The following is a 7056-nucleotide window of genomic DNA, read 5'->3' on the forward strand; positions in this document are numbered from 1 at the left end:
ATCTAGTGATTTTCATTAGTTTGACTAGTCTTTACGCACAAATCCGATTACCATCTTCTGGTTTTTGCAAACTCAACTTTACCGGCAACAATCTTTACATTGTCTTTTCCGTAGTTTTCTTCAAGGATAGAAATGTTGTCAGCAGTTGCACCTATGCACCAATTAGGTGGCATAACCTGAATCTGTTTTTCCTCTTTAAAATAAAGGACTAAGGTGTCTCCACCATCCATTTCTTTAATGATATTTGAAAGCTTTCCTTCATCATAGGCTGCCTTGTTTTCAATCTGCACCCATATCCTTCTTTGGCAATCGTCAAAGCTCTTGATATCCTGACAGATTACCTTTGCATCCTTTTCTTCCTCAGCCTGAACTCGACCTTTGACATAGACCTTATTTCCTTCTGTTATAAGAGCCCTTGCTTTTTCATAGGAATTTGGAAATACAATAACTTCAATAGTTCCTGTCAAATCTTCAAGGTTGATAAAGGACATTGCCTTGCCCTGCTTAGTGTATTTGGTGGTGATTCCAGTAATCATTCCGCCGATAACCACTTCGCTGTCATCGGTTACTTCTACCTTACCAGTTTCACTATCTATAACAAATTGGCTGGCGCTGGCTGTTGTGTTCTTTTCCAAATCAGAAATGTAATCTTCAAGTGGATGTCCACTAACATAAACGCCCATCAATTCCTTTTCAAAGGCAAGCTTTATTTCCTTGTCAAAATCCTCTACAGGAGGAAGGGATACCTTCATCTCCTCCTTTTGCTCATCACTGGCAAAATCAAACAGGGACATCTGACCTTCTATATTGTTCTTTTTCTTGCTGTTGATGGAGTCCATAATCTCTGGGAATACCAAGCATTTCTGTCGACGATTTCCTTCCATAGTATCAAGAGCTCCAGCTTTAATCAGATTCTCGATGGTTCGCTTGTTGGCATCGTGTCGCACAACTCGCTTAATGAAATCTTCCAGATCACGATACAAACCATTTTCTTTTCTATCCTCAATAATGCCAGCAATTGTGTTGCTACCAACTGATTTGATAGCAGACAAGCCGTAGCGGATTTTTCCATTATCTACAGAGAAATCTGACTCTCCATAATTAACATCAGGTGGAAGAAGCTCTATTCCTGCTTCCCTACAAGAGGCAATGTATTCAGCAATCTTTGTACTGCTATTAAGCACCGAAGTCATAAGAGCTGCCATAAACTCAAGAGGATAGTACTTCTTTAAGTATGCTGTCTGAACGGCAACATATGAGTAGGCTGCTGCATGAGACTTATTAAATCCATACTCAGCGAATGGCATCAACTGGTCAAACAACCAGTTTGCATCCTGCTCTGAAATTCCGTTCTTTTCAAAGCATCCTTGAACAAAGGTTGGTCGCTCTGCTGCTAGCTTATCCCTCTTTTTCTTGCTCATCATTCGTCTGACATTGTCAGCTCGCCCCATGGTGTAGCCAGCACAGGTTGTCATGATTTGCATAACCTGTTCCTGATAAACTGGGAAGCCGTAGGTATCTGCAAGCACATCCTTCAAAAGTGGGAACTTCTGAACAAATGGAGACTCTTTTCCTGTGTTCTTACAGTCAATGATGTTTGGTATGAAATCCATTGGACCTGGACGATATACCGCATTGGCCAAGATTAAATCTCCTATCTGAGTTGGGTTAAGCTGCTTTAAAAGATTCTTCATTCCCGCAGACTCAAACTGGAAAACACCATCTGTTTTACCAGCGGCGAAAAGCTCCATTGCACCTTTGTCGTTGTAATCTATCTTGTGTAAATCAATTTTTGTTCCGTAATTCTTTTCCACCTGCTTGATGGTGTCATTGATAACAGTAAGGTTTCGAAGGCCAAGGAAATCCATCTTCAAAAGACCAATCTCCTCGATAACTTCCTTCTCATACTGAGTGATGATAACGTCTCCCTTTCCAAGGGCAAGTGGCATATATTCATCTGTGGGCTTTCCAGAAATAACAACACCTGCTGCATGAACGCCAGTGTTTCTTGGAAGTCCTTCCAGGCTCATACATATATCAAGAAGCTTTTTAATTTCAGGGTCAGACTCGTACATAGTCTTAAGCTCGGTGCTGTATTTAATAGCGTTTTCTATGGTGACCTTCTTATCATCAGGCATTACATCTGGAATCAGCTTTTTGATACTGTTGGTATAAGGAATAGGAAGTCCCATTACACGGCCAACATCCTGAACCACGCTCTTTGGCTTCAAGGTACCAAAGGTAACAATCTGAGTTACACAGTCATCACCATATTTTCTTCGAACATAGTCGATAACCTCTTCACGTCCCTCTGGGTCGAAGTCGGTATCAATATCAGGCATGCTAACACGCTCAGGATTCAGGAAACGCTCGAATACCAAATTGTATTTCATTGGGTCAATATCTGTGATTCCTGTGGTGTAACTGATAAGTGAACCAGCAGCAGAACCACGACCTGGACCAACAGGAATATCGTGGGTACGGGCATAATTAATGAAATCCCAAACGATAAGGAAATACTCGATGTAGCCCATTTCCTTGATGGTGTTAAGCTCGTATGTAAGACGTTCCTCATAAAGATGAGCATCGTCACCATAACGCTCCTTCAAACCATCAAAGCAAAGCTTGTTAAGATAAGTCCAAGCATTGTAGCCCTCTGGCACTGCAAAAGGTGGAAGGCCGGCAATGTGGTACTCAATCTCAACATTACATCTATCTGCTATTTCCTGGGTACGATATACTGCTTCCTTTGCATATGGGAAGAGCTCCAACATCTCCTGCTCTGTTTTAACATAGAACTCCTCAGTCTCGAAGCGCATTCTGTCTTCATCGTCCATCTTTGCGGCAGTCTGAATGCAAAGAAGAACATCATGGCTATAGGCATCCTCTTTGTTTGTGTAGTGACAGTCGTTGGTAGCCACGAGCGGAATGCCTGTCTCGTTTGAAAGGCGAAGTAACCCCTGATTTACATCTTTCTGTAAATCAATACCGTGGTCCTGAAGCTCTAGGAAATAGTTCTCAGCACCAAATAAATCTCTATACTTAACTGCAACTTCCTTTGCTTCATCATACTGACCTCTAGCCAAGGCTCTGGCAACCTCTCCCGCAAGGCAGGCTGAAAGGCAGATAATGCCCTCATGATACTTCTCCAAAATCTCAAAATCCACACGAGGCTTGTAGTAAAATCCATCTACATATCCAGCTGAAACGATCTTGATAAGATTGTGATAACCTAAGTTATTTTCTGCAAGCAAAATAAGGTGATAATATCTGTCATCACCTTTTACCATTTCTCTATCAAAGCGAGAGCCTGGGGCCACGTACACCTCACAACCAATGACCGGCTTAATCCCCTGGGCCATGCACTCGTCATAAAACTTTGTGACACCGTACATGTTGCCATGGTCTGTGATAGCAGCTGCATTCATTCCCTCAGCTTTGCATTTTGCAACATAGGACTTTATTTTATTGGAACCATCCAAGAGTGAATACTCCGTATGGGTGTGAAGATGGACAAAACTCATATTATTCTCTCTTTCAAAAAAAATCACTACCACTATTGTATAGTGGTAGCGACTAAATCACAATGTATTTATTTTGTATCCTTCAAAGCGTAGGCGATGTTGATAGCATGGTCGGCGCATCGCTCAATATCTGTAACCATATCTGAGAAGATGACACCTGCGATTGGCTCGCATTTGTTTTCCATAAGTCGCTCTACGTGATGATTAATAAGCTGCTTTTCCTGCTTATCAACTTTTTTCTCAAGCTTTTCTATCTTATCTAAGTTGCCATAGTTTTCTGAGGTAAAGATATCGATAGCAAGCTCAACTTCTTCCATTGAGTTGTCAGCCATCTCTTTAAGCTCTTTGGCTGCCTTCTTTGAAAGCTTTGTCTTTTTGTTCTTCATGCGGGTAGCATATTCAATGATGTTTTCCGCATGGTCTGAAATACGCTCCATATCAGTAACTGCAATGGTGATTGCAGAGATACGACGAAGATTTGCCGGGGTCAAGTTCAAGGCCTGAAGCTTAACCATCGCATCCTGAATAGCATGATTGAGGATGTTAACTGTCTCCTCACGCTTCTCAACGTCTTCAACCTTTTCTGGTGAATAATCGAAGAAGCAATCGATAGCCTTTTCAAAGTTTTCTGCTGCAATAGCACCCATTCTGGCTGCCTCAAGCTGTGCCTGGTGAATAGCCATGTTTGGTGGAACGTTTGTAACCTGAGACATAAACACAAGCTGTCTGTCTTCTGCTGCACGTGTCTCCTCTGGAAGCTCAGGAATAAACATATATGTAAGCTTTATAATCAAATCCGTGAATGGGAAGATGATGCATACAGCTACGATAGCGAAAATTGTATGTGTGTTAGCTATCTGACGTGCTGGATCAGTAGATGTAGACTGAATCCAACTCAACAGTGGTGTGACATTGATGATAATAATGATTACCATAGCTCTGCAAAGGTTGAAAAGCAGATTCAAAATTGCAGAACGCTTACCATTTCTGTTGGCTGTAAGGGATGCCAAAAGGTTTGGTGTAACAGAACCAATAGCAGCACCGATGATAAGATATACAGCTGCATCATAATCAAGAATTCCCTGTGCCACAAAGGTCTGGAAGATAACTGTTGATGATGATGAACTCTGTAAAAGTGCTGTAAAGGCAATACCAAAAATCAACAACAAGAATGGATTACGAACATTACTAATGAAATCAACAAAAGCCTGTGTATGCTTAAGTGGCTCAATAGCTGCCTTCATGATAGTGATACCCTGGAAAAGCATACCAAATCCCATGAAGAAGGAACCTAAATGCTTTACAATATCCTTTTTCATAAAAAGGTACATTACCGCACCAGCAAACAAGATAAATGGTGTGAATGTAGCAATATTAAAAGCTGTAATCTGTGCTGTGATTGTGGTACCGATATTAGCACCAAGGATAACTCCAATAGCCTGAGCCAAGGACATCATTCCCGAATTAACGAAACCGATAACCATGACATCAGTAGCTGACGAGCTCTGAACAAGGACCGTCATTAAAAGTCCAACTAAGACAGCCACCACTTTATTTGTAGTAGCCTTTTCTAAGATAACTTGAAGATTGTCACCGCAACTATTTTTCAGACCAGTGGACATAATAGACATTCCAAACAAGAACAAGCCCACTCCACCTAGCAGTGATAATATTTGTGCAATTGTCATTTCTTTCTCCTTCTACCCGGTTTACCTACTTAGTAACCGCACTTTTCCTTCGTGAAAAGCAAAACTCTCTTTCCTTCTTTATTTGTCCGCTAATTATCATAACAAATATTGAAAGGAATGTCTAAGAAATAATTAACCACAAAATCAACGGATTTCTACACTTTTATCTACAAATATGCCTTAATGAAGATTCCATCCTCACGATATTCCTCGGAAATCAACTCGCCATTCTCGCGAATCCTTGCAATAGTACCAGCCTCAGCATATGGAACCAGCTTTTCAATATACTCCTTACCATCTCTAAGAAGCTCAGCCAAAATCTCTTTAACTCTATCCACCCCCTTGCCAGTCTTAATAGAAGTATGAACAGTATAATCTGCTCTCAAATCGTGATAATCATGCTCATCCTCAACCTTATCAACCTTATTGAAGATAGTAACCACTGGCTTATCACAAACTCCAAGCTTATCAAGAGTCTCGTAAACAATCTCCATCTGTCTATCCATCTGAGGATTACTTACATCCACCACATGAATAATGTAATCTGCGTACTTGGCCTCTTCCAAGGTACTCTTGAAAGCATCCACCAAATGATGAGGAAGCTTTCTAATGAAACCAACTGTATCTGTCAGCAAAATCTTTTGATCATTATCTAAAAACAATTCTCTTGTAGTAGGATCAAGGGTTGCAAAAAGAGCATCCCACTCCAAAATATTTGCATCTGTCATCTTATTAAGAAAAGATGACTTACCTGCGTTTGTGTAACCAACTATAGCTGCCACCGGCACACCATTACGTTGACGTCTAGCTCTGGTAACCTCACGGTGTTCCACCACCTCATTCAATTCCTTCTTAAGCTGAGAAATACGTCCAGCAATAAGACGCTTATCCATCTCTAGCTTTTTCTCACCAGGACCACGTGTTCCAATAGCACCACCGCCACCAGCTGCAGTACCACCCACTCGTGACATATTCTTACCAAAACCAGTAAGTCTGGTCATCTCGTATCTAAGTTGAGCAAGCTCTACCTGTATCTTTCCTTCTGCAGTACCTGCTCTTGCAGCAAAAATATCAAGGATAATAAGGGTTCTATCCATTACCTTTGTATCTAACACATCTGCAAGATTTCTCATCTGCGCAGGCGTAAGCTCGTCATCACACACAATACCTGTGGCACCTGTCTCCCAAATCAAATCGGCGATTTCATCCACCTTACCTGTGCCCACATACGTACCAGGATTGCGACGATCCAAATTCTGCATTATACGACCAACGACCTCAGCCCCTGCCGTCTTACACAAATCCGCAAGCTCATCCAAGGAATCCTTAGCCTCAACCTCGTCTCCCTCGTTCACCGCAACAAGTATTACTTTCTCAATTATCTTCTCTGTATTAACCATTACAATTCCTTTTCAATTTATTCACCTAAATTCTAACATATCCCGCAATACCCTGCCACAATCTCCCGCTTTTGTTCACATTTTCCGCAGGTTCCCATCAGCCGCCCCGCCACCATTTATACCTACAAGCCTTGGCACCCTTGCCCACGCCCCCCGCCCCGCCACCTGGCTGTCCCTCTCAGGTTCTGTCAAAGTCTAGGAATTTGTATTTTCTAAATGCTCCACTGCGCTTTCTTTATGGTAGGTGTCTTTTAAATTCATTGCACTTTGTGCACTACAGTATGTATTGCGCAGACACCCACTACTTTTAGTAATGCTCCCCACCAGGGTATATAACTATCAGTTGCTGGAATTTGTAATGCGCTTAGTAAATGGAGTATGGAAGCAACTGATACTTATATACCCTGATGGTGAGCATTATATTAACCTATAAGTGTCTGCGCT

The 7056-nt window shown here is 41.6% G+C and carries 3 protein-coding genes; all 3 read right to left on the reverse strand.

Features of this window, described 5'->3' with window-relative positions; all coding sequences use genetic code 11:
- Positions 1-47: 47 nt before the first annotated feature.
- Complete coding sequence (locus BLR54_RS06620) at positions 48-3524, reverse strand: DNA polymerase III subunit alpha (protein ID WP_090418461.1); 3477 nt, start codon at positions 3522-3524, stop codon at positions 48-50.
- 68 nt (positions 3525-3592) lie between these two features.
- Positions 3593-5212, reverse strand: coding sequence for a Na/Pi cotransporter family protein (locus BLR54_RS06625; RefSeq protein ID WP_090418464.1), 1620 nt, complete (start codon positions 5210-5212; stop codon positions 3593-3595).
- Positions 5213-5379: 167 nt separating this feature from the next.
- Positions 5380-6612, reverse strand: coding sequence for a GTPase HflX (gene hflX / locus BLR54_RS06630; protein ID WP_090418467.1), 1233 nt, complete (start codon positions 6610-6612; stop codon positions 5380-5382).
- Positions 6613-7056 lie beyond the last annotated feature (444 nt).

It is taken from the genome of Pseudobutyrivibrio sp. YE44 (genome assembly GCF_900104335.1).
Lineage (GTDB): Bacteria > Bacillota > Clostridia > Lachnospirales > Lachnospiraceae > Pseudobutyrivibrio.

Excerpts from the sequence above, each read along its gene's own strand:
- BLR54_RS06620 (WP_090418461.1), bottom strand. The coding sequence starts at position 3,524 with ATGAGTTTTGTCCATCTTCACACCCATACGGAGTATTCACTCTTGGAT.
- BLR54_RS06625 (WP_090418464.1), bottom strand. The coding sequence starts at position 5,212 with ATGACAATTGCACAAATATTATCACTGCTAGGTGGAGTGGGCTTGTTC.
- hflX (WP_090418467.1), bottom strand. The coding sequence starts at position 6,612 with ATGGTTAATACAGAGAAGATAATTGAGAAAGTAATACTTGTTGCGGTG.